The sequence below is a fragment of the Fictibacillus sp. EA-CB0309 genome, from assembly GCF_055814265.1.
In genome coordinates this window covers 2,993,691-3,009,750 of sequence record NZ_CP169271.1, presented here as the reverse complement: position 1 = coordinate 3,009,750, position 16,060 = coordinate 2,993,691, and the positions used below count along the sequence as shown (strand labels likewise).

13 protein-coding genes and 2 pseudogenes are annotated in these 16,060 nt (G+C 37.0%); 12 read left to right on the top strand and 3 right to left on the bottom strand.

Annotation, left to right across the window (positions count from 1 at the left end):
• Positions 1-238: 238 nt before the first annotated feature.
• Genes ACEWFH_RS16805 through ACEWFH_RS16795 form a run of 3 tightly spaced genes read left to right on the top strand, consistent with a single transcriptional unit; the run spans position 239 to position 3,256 of the window.
• Positions 239-931 carry a response regulator transcription factor gene (locus tag ACEWFH_RS16805; RefSeq protein ID WP_473724914.1) on the top strand — a complete coding sequence of 231 codons (693 nt, stop codon included), beginning with the start codon at positions 239-241 and terminating at the stop codon, positions 929-931.
• Positions 909-3,122 carry a sensor histidine kinase gene (locus ACEWFH_RS16800; RefSeq protein ID WP_473724913.1) on the top strand — a complete coding sequence of 738 codons (2,214 nt, stop codon included), beginning with the start codon at positions 909-911 and terminating at the stop codon, positions 3,120-3,122. The genes ACEWFH_RS16805 and ACEWFH_RS16800 overlap by 23 nt, the downstream gene beginning before the upstream one ends.
• Entirely contained in the window at positions 3,119-3,256 is a 138-nt protein-coding gene (locus tag ACEWFH_RS16795; RefSeq protein WP_473724912.1) for a hypothetical protein, read from the top strand. Before ACEWFH_RS16800 ends, ACEWFH_RS16795 begins: the two co-directional genes overlap by 4 nt.
• A gap of 116 nt (positions 3,257-3,372) precedes the next feature.
• Here the strand turns inward: ACEWFH_RS16795 and ACEWFH_RS16790 are convergent, their stop codons facing one another.
• Positions 3,373-4,209: a hypothetical protein gene (locus ACEWFH_RS16790; protein ID WP_473724911.1), complete on the bottom strand. Its 837-nt coding sequence runs from the start codon at positions 4,207-4,209 to the stop codon at positions 3,373-3,375.
• 640 nt (positions 4,210-4,849) lie between these two features.
• Between ACEWFH_RS16790 and ACEWFH_RS16785 the strand changes: the two genes are divergently transcribed.
• The 9 genes and pseudogenes from ACEWFH_RS16785 to ACEWFH_RS16745 all read left to right on the top strand — a co-directional run bounded on the left by ACEWFH_RS16785 (position 4,850) and on the right by ACEWFH_RS16745 (position 13,450).
• Entirely contained in the window at positions 4,850-5,671 is an 822-nt protein-coding gene (locus ACEWFH_RS16785; RefSeq protein ID WP_473724910.1) for an STAS domain-containing protein, read from the top strand.
• A 230-nt stretch (positions 5,672-5,901) separates the two neighbouring features.
• On the top strand, positions 5,902-6,339 hold the full coding sequence (locus ACEWFH_RS16780) for a VOC family protein (protein WP_473724909.1): 438 nt from the start codon (positions 5,902-5,904) through the stop codon (positions 6,337-6,339).
• Between the two features lie 125 nt (positions 6,340-6,464).
• A pseudogene (locus ACEWFH_RS16775) lies at positions 6,465-6,958 on the top strand (Lrp/AsnC family transcriptional regulator).
• Positions 6,955-8,126: pseudogene (locus tag ACEWFH_RS16770) on the top strand (aminotransferase). The pseudogenes ACEWFH_RS16775 and ACEWFH_RS16770 overlap by 4 nt, the downstream one beginning before the upstream one ends.
• 372 nt (positions 8,127-8,498) lie before the next feature.
• A complete protein-coding gene (locus tag ACEWFH_RS16765; protein WP_473724908.1) occupies positions 8,499-8,972 on the top strand; it encodes a GrpB family protein in 474 nt (157 codons plus the stop codon).
• A 626-nt stretch (positions 8,973-9,598) separates the two neighbouring features.
• Complete coding sequence (locus tag ACEWFH_RS16760) at positions 9,599-9,910, top strand: hypothetical protein (RefSeq protein ID WP_473724907.1); 312 nt, start codon at positions 9,599-9,601, stop codon at positions 9,908-9,910.
• Positions 9,911-9,979: 69 nt separating this feature from the next.
• Positions 9,980-11,992 carry a hypothetical protein gene (locus ACEWFH_RS16755; RefSeq protein WP_473724906.1) on the top strand — a complete coding sequence of 671 codons (2,013 nt, stop codon included), beginning with the start codon at positions 9,980-9,982 and terminating at the stop codon, positions 11,990-11,992.
• A 2-nt stretch (positions 11,993-11,994) separates the two neighbouring features.
• Positions 11,995-12,666: a putative bacteriocin export ABC transporter gene (locus ACEWFH_RS16750; RefSeq protein WP_473724905.1), complete on the top strand. Its 672-nt coding sequence runs from the start codon at positions 11,995-11,997 to the stop codon at positions 12,664-12,666.
• Between the two features lie 343 nt (positions 12,667-13,009).
• Positions 13,010-13,450: a hypothetical protein gene (locus ACEWFH_RS16745; RefSeq protein ID WP_473724904.1), complete on the top strand. Its 441-nt coding sequence runs from the start codon at positions 13,010-13,012 to the stop codon at positions 13,448-13,450.
• A gap of 632 nt (positions 13,451-14,082) precedes the next feature.
• Here ACEWFH_RS16745 and ACEWFH_RS16740 read toward each other — a convergent pair.
• Both ACEWFH_RS16740 and ACEWFH_RS16735 read right to left on the bottom strand, forming a co-directional pair.
• Positions 14,083-15,354: an FtsW/RodA/SpoVE family cell cycle protein gene (locus ACEWFH_RS16740; protein WP_473724903.1), complete on the bottom strand. Its 1,272-nt coding sequence runs from the start codon at positions 15,352-15,354 to the stop codon at positions 14,083-14,085.
• The gene (locus ACEWFH_RS16735) at positions 15,345-15,689 is read right to left on the bottom strand and encodes a PadR family transcriptional regulator (RefSeq protein ID WP_473724902.1); all 345 of its coding nucleotides are present in this window, start codon (positions 15,687-15,689) and stop codon (positions 15,345-15,347) included. Before ACEWFH_RS16735 ends, ACEWFH_RS16740 begins: the two co-directional genes overlap by 10 nt.
• Positions 15,690-16,060 lie beyond the last annotated feature (371 nt).

The window sequence follows — 16,060 nt, the reverse complement described above, 5'->3', positions numbered from 1 at the left end:
TACATCATATGTATGCTTGTCTGATTTGATTGGACTTGCTTTCATATTAACTGAAAACCAACGAGTGCCTATCTGTAGTAAGATAGGTGCTATTTTTTTGCGTTTTGGATTGCTCGGGTGAAAATGAAACTTAAGAAAGTCTTAAGATTTTTGCTAAGTAAATGTAAAGGAATGACATGTAGAATGAAGATAATTTCAAATATATGCCATGCTATAATGCAGAAGGGAGAGTGAGAACATGAACGGATTTACAGTGCTCGTTGTTGATGATGAAAAAGAAATACGTGATGCCATTGAAATTTACTTGAAAAACGAAGGAATAACCGTGGTCCAAGCAAGAGATGGAATTGAAGCAATGGAAAAGTTGGATGAACACCCGATCCACCTGATTATATTGGACGTGATGATGCCGAAATTGGATGGCATCTCAACCACGTTTAAAATACGCGAACAAAAAAATATCCCGATTATCATTTTAAGTGCAAAGAGTGAAGATACCGATAAAGTGCTGGGGCTTCAGATTGGTGCAGATGATTATGTGACAAAGCCTTTCAATCCTTTGGAACTGATCGCCCGCGTGAAATCGCAGCTCCGGCGGTACGTCACACTTGGTACATATGAAGGGAAAACGGGATTAATCAATCTGAACGGTTTGACACTGGATAAGGAAGCAAAGGAAGTTGCTGTAAATGGCGATGCTGTAAAATTAACACCTATTGAATATAAGATTGTGGAGCTGATGATGACGAACGCGGGAAGGGTGTTTTCCATTTCAGACATTTATGAGCGAGTATGGAAAGAGCCGAGTTACAATGCGGAAAATACAGTCGCAGTTCATATCCGTAAAATCAGAGAAAAAATTGAGATCGATCCGAAAAATCCAAGGTATTTAAAGGTGGTATGGGGTATTGGATACAAAATGGAAAAGTAGAACAAAGATATTTGTATGGGTGTTATTGTTGACCTTTGGATTAAGTGGGATTCTTTCGTTTTTTGACAAGGGCCATTGGTATTTCGAAAAAGATTACTTTCATACAGAAGATTTTAATGCGCAACTAGACGCATATACCGAATACATCAGCGTTGCAGATATTAATTATCAAACGGAATCAGAATTAAAGAAGAACATTAAGGTCACAAATGATGAAATAGAAGAGCATCGTACTCGCTACGGTACTTTATCTGAACAAGTGACGAACATTAAAGATCGGTATCAAGGAAAAATAGAAGATGCGAAAGCTGCAGAAAATGAAGATGTTGTGAAGCTCTATGAACAGCAAAGAGATGAGAAGGTTCGAGATATCATTGAGAACTTTAAGAGCGACGATCATGTCAAAGCAAAGGTCATAAAAGAGAAGGAAAAACAGGTTGATGCCTTTCTTGAAGAGAGAGGGGAATTCATTGCCAATCACGATGATAACCTGCTTGGTTTTCAATATTATTTAGAAGACATGAAAACAGGAGAGGTTTTTACCAATGTTAGCGGTGCCAATAACCCTGAAGATCTAGAAGACAAATCAAACCTGTTCACTAGAAACTACTCTTCATCCTCACAAAATGGTGCATTGCAATTAAATGGTCATTATAACTTTTTAAACTACGTCGAGGATGAGTATTTTGCACAAAAACCAAAACTCCTACAGGGCGTTATTACTCTGCCAAGTTCCGCTTCAAAAGGAAACGGACTTCGACAACAAATAGAAGATTACGAGAACATGCAGATGTCCTTTTACGGAACATCGATCGGTAGCTTAATTGGACTTATAATCGCGTTATTTTGGTCAAGAAAACTCCGCCCCTTACAGGTGATCGCTGCTTCGGATAAGAGAAACGTATATAAGAGAATTCCAATTGATATTCGTTTGGGAACGCTATTGCTTTCACTATTTTTTATGCTGATCGCACTGGTATCAAATGCCCAAAACTACGATATGCTGTCCTTTTCTTTTATTTACAGCACCGGACTCTTTGAATTTCTAACTGCAGCCTTCATGGTAGGGATCACTCTTATACAGGTGGCATGGATCTACAGAGAAGTCGGCAACAGACAATTATATAGAGAAGCATTCGTTATTAAAATGTCACGCTGGTTCTACCACTTAGGAACAGATATGTTTTACAACAGAAGCGTGGCGGTGCAAGTTCTGCTTCTGCTCATGGTAATTTTCTTATCAGGCTTTGGTGCGGGTATTGTGTTCTTGGAGCCCGATCTTTTACCAATCTATGTTTTCTTATTCTTGGTGGTCACCATACCGGTCCTCATCTATCTGGTTAAACGCATCGGCTATTTTAACCGAATTATCCAGCATTCCAAAGAGCTTGCGGCAGGGCAAATGGAGTACGATCTCCCTCACAAAGGGAAGTCGGCATTAGCTGTGCTTGCTGGAAATCTGAATACATTAAAACACGGTGTGAAAACGTCAAAAAAGGCGGAAGTGAAAAGTGAGCGTCTCAAAACGGAACTGATTACAAATGTATCCCATGACCTTCGCACACCATTAACATCCATCATCACGTACACAGAACTTCTAAAGTCACAAGAGTTAAGTAAAGAGGATCATGATGCGTATTTGGAAGTAATTGACCGCAAATCAAAACGGCTGAAGATCCTGATTGATGATTTGTTTGAAGTTTCGAAAATGGCGAGCGGCAATCTTGTGCTGACGAAACAACGGGTAGATATTGTGCAGCTGCTTCAGCAGGCGATGGCCGAATACAACGAAACGATAAAAGAATCATCCTTAACTTTTAGATTATCTATTCCAAAAAGTCCAATCTTCACGTATGTAGATGGTCAGAAGATGTGGCGCGTATTTGATAATTTAATAGGTAACGTCGTAAAGTATTCAATGGAAAATACAAGAGTCTATGTATCAGTTGTTCAAGAAAAACAAAAAGTACTCATTTCTTTTAAAAACGTTTCTAAGTATGAATTAGGCGGCAACATTGAAGAGTTGTTTGAACGATTCAAACGAGGAGATACTTCGCGTCATACAGACGGATCTGGTCTAGGTCTAGCCATTGCTAAGTCCATCGTTGATCTTCACGAAGCAAGCATGGACATTGATGTAGACGGTGACTTGTTCAAAGTCACAATCGAATTGGATGAATTGGTATCATGAAAATGAACAAAAGAATGGTTATGGGTATAACGATTGTATTGTATAGCATTTTTGGGTTTGCGGAGAATGCCATTAGTCCCCATGTGAAAGAAACGAGCAATTCTGTAAAACTCTTAGAAACTACTAAAGAATAATATCATTCTATTGGGGGACATTTCTTCTTAAAGAGGAAGTGTCCTTCTATCGTGAGTAAACAGACTAAGAGATGCTTATTCTTAGCATCTCTTCAATGTCTAGTTTCACTTTGTAATTAAATTTTTAGATCTACTAAATAGACCTCTGTATCCTGTATTAAAAATAGTTTTGTGCCACGACCTATGGAGTCATCATAGTTTAGTATACTTCCATCAGGTTTTATGGTTTTAAACGTCATTTTCTTCTTTTCCTCCAGAGAATACAAATAGACTTCCGGTTTGGCATCGTAATCCTGACTAAACAAAACATCATTACCACGGATAGCAAATGCTTTACTTCCTTGAATAGGAATGTCATCATATATTTTAAATTCGTTTTCGCCTCTTATTTGGACAAACGGAAAGTCGGAATAATAATAAATGTTTGTACTGTCAGGAGTGACGTTCAGGGCATAGCAATCATCTATAGTAGGGACATTTGGGTTGTTTTTCATGATTGAGTAGTAGTAATCAAATGTTTTTACTCCATCTTTATAGCAGTGCAAGCCTTCACAACCTTGATCAAAATAACTTACCCACACATCACCTTCAACTGTGGTTTGTACATCTTCGACCGCTTCTCCATAGGTATAACTGTTCAATATGTATCCATCCGTATCAAACACATATGCATTTTTTGGACCAGCATCTTCATCGCCGAGTGCCTCTACCAATATCCAGTTTTCATGGAGAGGTTGAGCTGAACTAAAATTTCTCATATAAATACCAGGTAATTTAATATGATTGATTTCTCCGCGTAGAAAGTGATAAATATCATGATGATACATGGATCCGTTTTTTGTACTAGTAAGCAGTATTAAATTCCCTTCGTAATCAATCCCCATACGAAAAGAGTCAGTCCCGGTTACATATTTTTTTACATCACCATACAATTGTGCAATTAAACTTTTCATTTTATCTCCTTAATTAATAGACGTTATTGTCTGTTTCATGAATTGTAAAAAAGAACCCGTGGTGTTTTCCAAGCGTTCTAGGTGTTGTATTTTAATTATATGCTACTCTTAAAAACGGTATTTTGTAAATCTTTCATCGTTTGATGAAGGTTTAAAAAAGTAGGAATATCTTTCTTTTCTATACCGAGTTGGAAAATGGTTTGAGCAATCTCTGATCTTATGCCAGTTAAAATCGTTTCAATACCCGTTAGTTCAACTTTAAATATTCGATCTGCCACCATAGTGTCTATAAGTCAAAGTCATTTCCATTACTAAGAGCTTTATTCATAAGTTCTTTTGCTCTCTTTGTATCAATATCTCCTACAAGAGGAAGTACTCAATTTTCTTCTGTTACTTTAATGAGTGGAATAGAGAGTTCTAGTGCAGTTGATTCAGCCGCATTTATTCTTGTGAAATATTGGCGTGAATAAGAAACACTCACCCAATGTATGGCACTATAATTTAAACGAAAAAAGGGGTTGCGCAATACTTAACTTCAAAAACAGTTTTAAATTAAAAATTATTTTTCCAGATGATTTGTGGGAATGGTACAATAGTAGGTAGAAATTACTAAATTACTATCATATAAATAGGAGTGAACATGATGGCTTTAATCTTGGAGAAGGATTATATTGATTATTTTACAAATAACAGACAAGAGTTCCAAGAATCATTGTTAAGTGAAGCCCAAAATGTTCGTGGGAAAATTGAAGAAATCCTGTTGATCGGTAATATTGATTTATTATCCAATGCCCATAAACTTGTGATGTACACCATCCAAGGAAAAGACAGCGAATTAGAAGAGTTTGCAAAGATAGAAGGCGTATCATGGGCATCGCATAGTCTCACGCTAGCATTCAAACTCGAATGGGTACAAGCCATTCGAAGAACCATCTGGAAGTATTTACAGGAATTCAATAAAACGAACCACATTGAAGTGGAAGCTGATGGCTTTTTTAGCACAGAAAGAGAAATTAATGACCGCATAGATAAGTTTTTAAACGAATTATTCTTGAGTTATTCTGAGTACAAAGATAATCTGATTGAGTCTCAGAAAGCACTCGTTGAAAACCTCTCTGTTCCTATCATTCCGATCACATCAACGATTTGTGTCCTTCCTCTCATTGGGAATATTGATACATATCGAACAGACACGATTGAAGAGAAGGTACTTTTGGAAATCAGCAGACTTCGCATCGGAACGTTATTCATTGATCTATCAGGTATTGCTCAAATGGAGTCAGAAGTGATCGAACACCTGATGAAAGTAATCGAAGGTGCGAACATGATGGGCTGTGAGTGTGTCATTACTGGTTTGCGTCCAGAGATCGTGCGCAAAGTAACAAGCATTGGATTAACATTTGATAGCAAAGCAAAGACTAAAGCTACCCTTCAGCAAGCTTTAGAGGATTATTTGAAATAAAAAAACATACCCATTTCCATAGTAATTAGCACCATAAATCGCAACGGAATTCGTTGCGATTTTTTTATATATTAGAGTTTTGGTGAAAATACACTCCTGTATAATTAGGCTAAAATCGTGCTGTACATCATCAGAAGATTTGTTGATGAAGGATATTCCCTTGTTTTTAAAGAATTTGAATTTGAAACAAACCTTACACGAATACAACAGGAAAATAGGAGGTATGAGATATGAGAATCAATAGAATAGATCATATAAGTATAAACGTAAACAATCTTTCAGAGGCTAAAGCGTTTTTTCTTGATTTAGGCCTTGAAGTGAAAGCGGAATGGGAAATGGAAGGAGAACAGTTGGACAGAATTGTTGGGCTCAAAGATGTTAAAACGGCATGTGTAGGGTTGGGGATGCCAGATGGTCATGCCTGGATAGAGCTAGTCAAATTTTATACGCCATCAGATGAAATAGATACTCAGCAACCTTTTGCAAATACGCTGGGGATCCGACATATTTGCTTTGCTGTTGAAGATATTGAAGCGATCGTTGCAAGCTTAAAAGATTTGGGAAAGGAAATCTTTAGTGAGATCGAGCAATATGAACAAAGTTATAAGTTATGCTATGTACGTGGTCCAGAGGGAATTATTTTAGAGTTGGCGGAGAGAATGGCATAAATAAAAATAGGTCGTTAAATGATTTAGAACTCTAAATTTAAAATTAATTCTAAAGATTCTAAGTGGCTTAATTTAAAGTGTTTGTTATAATGGTCAGCATATTCTACTAAAAGCGAGTGATTGAATTGGATTCTAGAGAACGCGAACTATTGCAGCTCATTGAAAAAAACGGACGTCTTGAAACAGGTACGATTGCAAAGTTAATGGGAATAACAGAGGATGAAACTAAAAAAATACTAGAAAAGCTTGAAAAAGAGAAAGTGATTCTAGGCTATTCAGCCATAATAGACTGGACAAAAGGTACCGAAGACGGTGCTGTAACAGCAATGATTGATGTAAAAGTCACACCAAAACGAGGTGTCGGCTTTGATAAAGTTGCTGAACGAATCTACCGTTTTCCTGAAGTTAAAGCGGTATATCTCATGTCCGGCGTTTACGATTTGTCGGTATCGATCGAAGGTAAAACGATGGCAGAAGTCGGACGTTTTGTATCTGAAAAACTCTCGACCATCGATTCGGTCATCTCCACAACTACTCATTTCATTTTAAAAAATACAAGCATGACGGACTTGTTTTTAGTGATAATGATGAGGATAAACGAATTGTGGTGTCGCCATGATTACAGAACCAACTTTAAAATATTTATCCAATACCGTGCAGTCCATTCAGCCATCGGGTATCCGTCGTTTTTTGATCTTGCTTCCTCAATGGAAAACGTCATTTCCCTTGGAGTCGGTGAGCCGGATTTCGTTACTCCTTGGAACGTGATAGAAGCAAGTTATCACTCGTTGGAACAAGGCTATACGGCATATACAGCCAACGCTGGACTGTTCGAGCTGAGGAAAGAAATTTCTCGATATATGAAAAGGCGATTTGGTGTTACGTACAGTGCGGAAGAAGAAATGGTAGTTACAGTCGGTGCTTCACAGGCGATTGATCTTGCTTTGCGTGCGGTTGTTAACCCTGGAGAGGAAGTCATTGTCGTTGAGCCAAGCTTTGTGTCCTACGCACCAACAGTAACACTGGCAGGAGGAGTCCCTGTTCCGGTAAATACGTATAGCGAGGATGATTTCAAGCTTCAGCCGGAACAAATTGAAGCTGCTATCACTGAAAAGACGAAAGTCATTATGTTATGCAGTCCGAACAATCCAACAGGCACTGTGTTGTCAAAGGGAGATTTGGAAAGGATTGCGGAGGTAGTGGAGAAGCATGACCTGCTCGTTATTTCAGATGAAATTTACGCGGAACTAACGTACGATGAACCGTATACAAGTTTTCCTGCAGTGAGAAATATGCGGGACCGCACGATCTTAATTTCTGGATTTTCAAAAGCATTTGCCATGACCGGTTGGCGTTTAGGCTTTGCCTGCGGTCCTAAAGTTATTTTGCAAGCCATGCTAAAAATACATCAGTATACGATGATGTGCGCTCCTACTATGGCTCAACATGCAGCTCTTGAAGCGCTCGTTAACGGACAGAAGGATGTAGTGAAAATGAAAGAAAGCTACAGACAGCGCCGCAGTTTGGTCATTCATGCTTTAGAGGAGATGGGTTTATCGTGCCATGTTCCAGGTGGTGCTTTTTATGTATTTCCCTCAATTGAAAAGACTGGACTGTCATCTGAAGAATTTGCAGAACAGCTGTTGATGAAAGAGCAGGTTGCAGTTGTACCCGGTAGTGTTTTTGGCGAAAGTGGAGAGGGACATGTCCGCTGTTCCTATGCGACCTCCGTTCAAAAGCTTGAAGAAGCGATGCGCCGAATTGACCGGTTTTTAAATACGTTATAAGGATCTGTTTGACAAAGATTGCAATTGTTACACTAAATAAAAAAGTAAGAGCAATTCACGAAAGGTGCATTTCCTGAACAAGGAATGCATCTTTTTTTAATGGAATTATTTATTGAACTGGTAAAAAAATAGTTGGTATTAAGGGAAATGAATCAAGTTATGAATTAACCGTAATGCACAAGAAAAAAAGAGCGTCGAGTGAAATTTTCTTGTGCGGTTTGATCAGGAGGAGGAGCTAGGAGTTAAGGAAACGTAAACAATCATTTAAATTAGTGTTTCTACTCTACAACTTATCGAACAATCGTGCAGGATTGTGGAATAAATTACTAATTTTAAAGAGATATAAATTTTTTGCAGGAGGAGTAAGTGCTTATGAGAAAGACAGAAATACTTCCTTGGACAGAAGAATGGGAAAAATTATATTTGAAAGAAGAAAGTAAACTCAAAGAAATTTTTAAAGATGAGCTAATTGAGATTTATCATATAGGTAGTACATCAATACCTTCAGTAGGCTATGCAAAACCAATAATAGATATCTTAATCGTTGTAAAAGATATTGAAAAAGTAAATTTATTCAATGAAGAGATGCTGTGTTTAGGTTATGAACCAAGGAATGAACACGGAATAACAGGAAGAAGATATTTTACAAAAGGTAAACTTAAAAGGTCTCATCACATTCATATCTTTCAACTTGGAAATAAAAACATCGACGCACATTTATCATTTAAAGATTACTTAAACAATAATCCAGAGGATGCAAAAAATTACGGAGATCTAAAAAAATATTGGCAAAACAGTTTCCTGATGATACACATAAATATCAGGAAGTTAAAGAGAAGTTTGTAGATGAATTAATTAAGAATGCAGTTGATTGGAATGCAAACTAACATTCTTCAGTGATCGGGTGCTTTAATTGAAGAAGATTATAAAAGAAAGACCAGACAAAAATCTGGTCTTTCTTCATGTCATTTAGATATCCATTCATAGTGTTAATTTCACCTACTAATAGGCTTGCAAATTTAGATTTTTCTCCTCTAATGCGGCCTTGTTTTTTTATACCCATATAGCCTAAATTTCACATGTGAAACATACCAATATTGACTCATGAAAGGAAAGATTGATAGGTGTAAAATGGCAGAAAGAGGATATTTTTAAATGGTTTAATTTGGTAGTTCAATAGAATGATTTTTTCTTTTAAAAAACAGCGCCATTCATTTCCGACATAACCGAGTGGATTATCTTAAAAACCTACGGAAAGTAATCATTAAATGAGAAAGGAAAAAGGGTTTGGAATTTTTTCATAGTATTACAGAATTTAAACAAAAAGAACCATTGTAAGAAACCTTGCTCAATAAACAGGGGAAAAATGTCTATTTTTCTGCTGACTTCCCTAAATATCAAAATAATTACAAATTATCAAATAAATGATAAGTTGATTACGGGAAAAAGAGCGAAGGGCAGAGGTGAACGGAATGAAGAAGAAAAGCAGAATCTTTGTAACGTTATTAACATTAGCATTGTTTATCATCCCGGTTGGAATTGTAAGTGCAGTAGAGGTTGCTGGAGGAGAGCTGGTTTACAAAGGCGGACAAACGGATGATACAGTCTACTCAGATATCCGTGATGCGAAACCGAGTAATACAAAAAAGTATAATGTTTGGGCAGCTGTAAAAGTTTGTTCTAGCACTTATTCTTCAGGTTGGAAAGCGGATGCAGCTTATAAGAGTGCAAGTCGCGAATGGTACTGCAACGAAACATCACATTATGATTACTACCAAAGATAAAATCTAAATACATTTGCTCTTTTTCCCCTTTCATGAATGATGAATGGATCGGAATCCTCAGGAGGAACTATGAAGAAACTATTATTCGTTTTTCTTATTGGACAGCTCTTATTATTATCCTACATTTTTAATAAATCGTTATTTGACATCTATGAGCTTAATAACATGGGAGACGCCTCTCTGAAAGCTTATAGTGTTGAAGACTTCTCTGGGAACGAAATGAACAAGCTGTATCAAGGGTTAGAGGAAGCATGCGTTAAAAGTAATGATTGCGGGCTGCAACTGGTGAAAACGCCTGTATCAAAACATGATCAGTTCATTTATGAGATCTATCATAGTGACATCGATTCGATCAGCCAGCCTGAATCCATCTCAAATGACACCGTGCTCAAATACTATCCGCTTACTAAGGAAGAATTTATCGATAACAACGGAGTCTTTTATACGGAATTGCCGCAAAATGAGTTAGCTCAAATTAGTGAGAAAGCTGGTCTTTCGGTTAAACCATATGACAATGAGATCGCATATGGTCAGGTGATTAATTATAACCTGCTCAATTTCGTTATCTTGCTGCTGCTGACACAGCTTGTACTATTTATCTATACCTTTACGAGAATCAAGATCAACGCGGTTAAGAAAATGATGGGCTACTCAAGCTTCAAGATGATATCAGATTCACTGCGAAACTTTTTGTACATGGAAAGCCTAGCTGTAGGCGTTACACTCACTATTCATCTCGCTTACTATGTAGCCATGCAGAGTGTCGTACCCAGATATTTTCTACTATTGACCGCGTTTCTCGTTGTTGTGACAATCATCAATGTTTTACTTTTGTTGATTACACAGATCAGCCTGCGTTTTATTGACATCAGTTCGATGCTGAAGAACAAAGTGTATTCCAACCGGTTAAATTATGTGCTGTACGGAATTAAGATTTTATTAATTCTAGCGATTACACTTTCCATTTCTTCGTTTTATACGAATTACAAAGACTATCAAGCGAAGCGAAAAGATTTAGAGCGGTACACGCAGCTTGAGGGATATTTCACATCGAATGGCTATAACGCGGATGAAGATACGAATGCCAGAAAGAATCTGCCTACTTTAGAGAAGTACGGTAATTCAATTAAACAAGTTTATACCCATTTTGATAAGTCCAATCAGCTTTATGTAAATGATGCCTATCTTACAGAGCTGCTGTCAGAAACCTATCTGGAGACTCAGGGACTGACCAAAAACGATATTTACCAGTCATTAAAAGAAAATCATATTGTCGCGAATGAGCGCTATATCCAGAACTTTATGGAAATAAGAGATGAGAACGGCAAGAAAATAAATAATATCTCATCAAAAGAACCTACTATATTCGTTCCTGCCAAATATAAAGATCAAGAAGCAGAAGTAAAAGAGGTTTATACGGAGCAGTTCAACCATCTCCTCAACTACAATGAAAACTTTGGTCTGCCTGCTGATAAGGAAAGAAAGATTGATAGCTTGAATATCGTCTATACACAGAATGATTATGAGTTCGAACTGCTCGGACAATCCGAAACGAAGCTGAAAGATACGATCGTGATGCTCGATCAAGGTCAGTTCGGCAGTCTGTATTATTATGACCTGCTGAATGCAGGAGATCTCTACTTTAAGCTGGATGAGCGTGAAGATTTCAGTCAGGTCATCGGGCAAAATGGGCTGCAAAAACTAGTGAACGTCGGAACATTATTAACTCCTTATATGGATAAGGTACACTTTGTCGAGTTTGTCATGTATAACGCGCTCGTATTTACGATTCTGTTCCTATTGACATTGATATTCGTTATTTACATCTCCAACTATGTAGATATCGTCTCTAACAGCAAAAGATACGGCGTCCAATATATATACGGATTCAGTCTGTTAAAAACGTTTCACACGCATCTGATTGTCTTTCTGCTGCTCCTTATTATGGTATCACTAAATTTCTTTATGACATTCAACATCCCTTTTTATATCATGATGCTCATAGCAGACCTGCTGATTCTGATGTATCTGCACAACAAACTAATCAAAAAAGATATTCACAAAATAGTTAAGGGTGGATAAACATGACTGTTATTGAACTTGTGAACGTATCCAAAACGTATGACAAAGCGGAAATACTCTCAAATATGAACTTAAAGGTAGAGCAGGGTGAGATGATCGCCATAATCGGGGAAAGCGGAAAAGGGAAAACAACGCTGCTTAACATCATCGGGCTAATCTCCAAAAAGCAGCGTGGAGACCTAACGCTGTTTGGAAAGAAAAATCTTTCCATTCACTCCAAAGAGGCTATGATGCTTAGAAGAGACAAAATCGGTTATCTGTTCCAAAACTACGGATTAGTTGATGATGAAACGGTTAAATGGAACCTGCACCTGGCTCTTGAATATAAGAAGCTTAACAAAAAAGAGAAAGAAGAAAGAATCGACTCCTTGCTGAATGACTTTGGCCTGGCCTATTTAAAAAACAAGATGATCTACCAGCTAAGCGGAGGGGAGCAGCAGCGGATCGCGATTATCCGTCTTATCCTGCAAGAGAGCGATTTGATCTTAGCAGACGAACCAACAGCTAGTCTGGATGCGGAGAATGAAGAAACGATACTAAGATATTTAAAACAATTAAACGAACAAGGCAAAACGATCGTCGTTGTCACTCATAATAAAGACATTTTGCCTTATTTCTCCCGAGTGATTTCACTAAACGATATGTATACAAAGAAAAGCAAGCCTGCGATATGATGATCGGGTGAAAAAATTGAACCGCAGCGTTAATTCGCTGCGGTTTTTTCATTTAACAAAAGGTTGTTTTCGTATATATGAAGTTCGGTAAAAATACTTTACTTTCCCATATATCATAGCAAGATGACAATAGTCATAGTCTCGCTGCTTTTTGATATGCTAATTCACTTGCTAATCTACTTACCAGTTACGGAGAAAAAGGATTAGAAGACACTAATTCGAATATATAAAAAGGATAAATAATACACTCTTATTCAACAAACGTAGCAGGATTGTGGAATAAGGATGAACATAGACTATTAAAGAACAAACCTTTTATAAATAATCTGAATTGGGGGCGAATTTGATTAAACTAAAGTTACTAAGCATACTAATTGTTCTTTTCGGTATTTTTCTATCTGGATGTAGTGAAAGAGAAAAATCAACCACTTGGAATGCCTCTGAAAGTTTTACGCAAGAAAATCTTACACTGTATGGAACCAAAGGGAAATTTGGAATAATTAAGGTTAACGGAGAAGCAAATGAACCTGAGTTTCCTGTTGGTCAAGGTAGACGATACGATGTTTACTTCTTTGATAAATCAAAAGAAATCAATGGGAAAAAATATAAATTATCAGCCATTCATAAAGACTCTAAAGAAGCTATTCAGCTTTATGAATGGGACATTGAGAATAACAAAAGTGGTGCCAAATTTTTCTTGGATAAAGAAGGATTATGGAAATTTAACGTTTCTATTGATGACGAGCCCTATACAAGTTTTATTATTGAGGCTGATAAAAAATAAATCTTCATATATTCCGCAATCGGGTGCATTTCTTCAAAAAGGAGACCTGCACTTTTTTATTGAATTTATTGAACAAACGTAGCAGGATTTTGGAATAAGTACGAGTGGATAAAGGTAAGAAAATGACATATGTAGTAGGAGAAAGTATGAAAATGAGCAAAGGCAGATACAGGAGATCTATTAGAGATATATTCAGGGAAACTAGAAGTGAATTATTATTTGAGTTGCTATGGAACGTCTTAACTTTTATTCCAAGAGTGATGTTCCGCTTAATTAAAAGCATTTTTAACCACTATTAAACAATCGGGTGCATTCATGCAAGAAGAAGTGAACTTTCTTATTGAATTAAAAAGTTATTGACCTTATTTTTCATAATTGCTTTTTGTAGAAGGAGCTTAGTAAATAGAGGGGATAGATGAACGAAATTGCAACGATAACGCAATTTTTAATGAATTTATTAAAAGATGTAGCAGGTTCGTTGAAGAAGGTAATTGTAAGAACGGTTTGAGTATAAAGGATTTGGCACTTTTTTATCACTAGTAAAGTAGTCCATTAAAAAATCTCAAACTGGCAAATAGTCTGAGATTTTTAGTAATGGCTTCTTGCAGCATTGAATCCATTATGGATTGCTTCTAATTACTTTGCGGACCGTGAGTCAAGGAAACTGTCTCCTTGGTTTTTCGTCTTCTATATACGCTGAGAATCAGTCCTGCGGATATCATCTCCAGCAATAAATGTGAACCTCCATAACTCATGAATGGTACGGATACGCCAGTCAGTGGAGATAAACCGAGATTCGTCAGTAGGCTTAGTATAAACTGAGCTGAAAAGACTGCTGCCAATCCTGTAATAAGTAATTTTCCATAAGGGTGATTCACATTTTTGGCGGTAATCGATATTCTGCAAATAAAAAATATAACCAATGCTAAGGCCATGATTGCGGCTAGCCACCCGAACGAATAAATGATGTACGCCAATATAAGATCAGTATGGACCTCAGAAATGAAACTTGGGGTCACCTGAAGGGTACTTCCTATAAAATAAGCCTCACCTATTTTATGATCGGTATAGGGGCTTACCATGGAATATCTCTGAGAAAGAGCCAGCAGATTCCAGATAGGCCATATTGAAGCAGCAACTGCGAATGTTATCGTTTGCTTCAGGCTGGACCTTGACGTATGCATGATTGCAACAGAGACAATGATACTAATAATAGTAGCTGCAAAGGCTCCTGTAGTCGCCAATATGAAAATAGGTATTAACATAAGAGCTACTCCAAACCAAGACTTTTGTTTATTATGCCAGTCCCAGGAATGAAAGATTCCTGCAATGGCAATGACCAAAAGGAATGGTGTGATTTCGGTGAAATTAATACTGGCAAAGCCTACATTTAAAAATGGCACATCATCGACTCTAACACCAATGAGAACGGTTAATAAAAGTATGAGGATTGTTGCCGCATATAGGTGCTTAGAATACTTCAGCAATCTTCTGTAATCAAATATAAATAGACTTAGCATGAGCACGACACCCAACAAGTAGAAGACAAGACTTTTATTGAAAACTTTCATTTCTTGAAGCTCTGTAAAAGCCGAATGAAATTGCAAATAATACATAACCAGCAGCCCAAATAGAGAAGCCGTCAGCACGGACAGCAAGGTTTTCATATCTATAGGGGCTTTATGTGTTTTGTTAAGCTGCTTCCCCAAAACTCCTGCATCTCCCATACGTGCCAATGCTTGTTCAATCGCCTCTTCTTCTGAAAGTCCTGTGTTCATAGCCTCCTCTTTGAGCGTATGAAGGTGATCGTAGATTTCCAATTTTATATGGGCGTGAACATCCTTATTTTTTATCCGCTTACACAGATCACTAATATAAATTTCAAACTTTTCTTCTAATCCCATACGATTTTCTCCCCACTTAAAACATCGTCAACAGCATTCTTGAAAACGGACCATTCTTCTTTTTTCTCCTGAATAAATTCTTTGCCCTGATCATTAATCTTGTAATATTTCCTCTTTCTCTTTCCAGTCCCTTCGCTCCAGTAAGATACAATTAGTTCTTTCTCCTCAAGGGTGTGAAGGATGGGATAGATCGTGCCTTCCTTAAAACTAAAAATCCCATTAGACTTTGATTCCAGTTCTTTGATAATTTCATAGCCGTACATTGGTTTAGAATTAAGCAAACTCAAAATAAGAGTAGTGGTACTACCCTTAAGCAATTCTTTGCTTATCTTCATAAACAGTTCACCTCCATATACATAGTAAATCTATGCATAGTTATTATATGTATAATTTACGATATAAATTAATGCCTGTCAATATGTCTATAAAGAAAAACGGCATGTTTTATATTGTTGGAGCACACTCTTTACCTAAGGTGCTTTAATAGTCAAATGTGGTCTCAGTAAAGAAAGGTATAGCAAACAATAAGAATTCCTATCAGATATGATTTTTATGTTTATGAAGCAATCATTGATTATTCCACAATCGGGTGCATTTCTCTAAGAAGGAGGTCTGCACTTTTTTATTGAAGATATTGAAGAAACGGATGTTGAATGCAACTTTAGAATTGTCCAATTAGAAGAGGTGAGAGATCTTGTAAGAGAAT

What these genes read in the sequence shown, in the direction of transcription:
- ACEWFH_RS16765 (WP_473724908.1), top strand. Translation starts at nt 8,499, where the DNA reads ATGAGAAAGACAGAAATACTTCCTTGGACAGAAGAATGGGAAAAATTA.
- ACEWFH_RS16740 (WP_473724903.1), bottom strand. Translation starts at nt 15,354, where the DNA reads ATGGGATTAGAAGAAAAGTTTGAAATTTATATTAGTGATCTGTGTAAG.
- ACEWFH_RS16750 (WP_473724905.1), top strand. Translation starts at nt 11,995, where the DNA reads ATGACTGTTATTGAACTTGTGAACGTATCCAAAACGTATGACAAAGCG.
- ACEWFH_RS16735 (WP_473724902.1), bottom strand. Translation starts at nt 15,689, where the DNA reads ATGAAGATAAGCAAAGAATTGCTTAAGGGTAGTACCACTACTCTTATT.
- ACEWFH_RS16790 (WP_473724911.1), bottom strand. Translation starts at nt 4,209, where the DNA reads ATGAAAAGTTTAATTGCACAATTGTATGGTGATGTAAAAAAATATGTA.
- ACEWFH_RS16785 (WP_473724910.1), top strand. Translation starts at nt 4,850, where the DNA reads ATGATGGCTTTAATCTTGGAGAAGGATTATATTGATTATTTTACAAAT.
- ACEWFH_RS16760 (WP_473724907.1), top strand. Translation starts at nt 9,599, where the DNA reads ATGAAGAAGAAAAGCAGAATCTTTGTAACGTTATTAACATTAGCATTG.
- ACEWFH_RS16795 (WP_473724912.1), top strand. Translation starts at nt 3,119, where the DNA reads ATGAAAATGAACAAAAGAATGGTTATGGGTATAACGATTGTATTGTAT.
- ACEWFH_RS16755 (WP_473724906.1), top strand. Translation starts at nt 9,980, where the DNA reads ATGAAGAAACTATTATTCGTTTTTCTTATTGGACAGCTCTTATTATTA.
- ACEWFH_RS16805 (WP_473724914.1), top strand. Translation starts at nt 239, where the DNA reads ATGAACGGATTTACAGTGCTCGTTGTTGATGATGAAAAAGAAATACGT.
- ACEWFH_RS16780 (WP_473724909.1), top strand. Translation starts at nt 5,902, where the DNA reads ATGAGAATCAATAGAATAGATCATATAAGTATAAACGTAAACAATCTT.